Origin of the sequence: Burkholderia anthinoferrum (assembly GCF_002925705.1) — a bacterium.
Lineage (GTDB): Bacteria > Pseudomonadota > Gammaproteobacteria > Burkholderiales > Burkholderiaceae > Burkholderia > Burkholderia semiarida.
Genome location: NZ_LFZP01000099.1, coordinates 1 through 277 on the forward strand (window position 1 = coordinate 1; position 277 = coordinate 277).

The window sequence follows — 277 nt, forward strand, 5'->3', positions numbered from 1 at the left end:
GTCGTTTCACGGTCCTGTTCGGGATGGGAAGGGGTGGGACCGACTCGCTATGGTCATCAGGCAAAGAGGGTTGTTCTGCTGGCGTGGCCAACAGAACCAATCTGGGAAGAAGCAGTAATTTTGAGTTGTGTGTATCACACACGAGAATCCAACTTGTCGCTTTGGATCGCGGCCAGTGCTTACACACGGCGCAGATCTATAAGGCAGACTTGTTATAGGATCAAGCCTTACGGGCAATTAGTATCAGTTAGCTGAACGCATTACTGCGCTTACACAC

1 rRNA gene is annotated in these 277 nt (G+C 50.5%); it reads right to left on the reverse strand.

What is annotated here, in order from left to right:
• Nucleotides 1-61: ribosomal RNA gene (rrf, locus tag C5F75_RS37780) — 5S ribosomal RNA — on the reverse strand; the annotation flags it as partial.
• Between the last annotated feature and the right edge of the window lie 216 nt (nucleotides 62-277).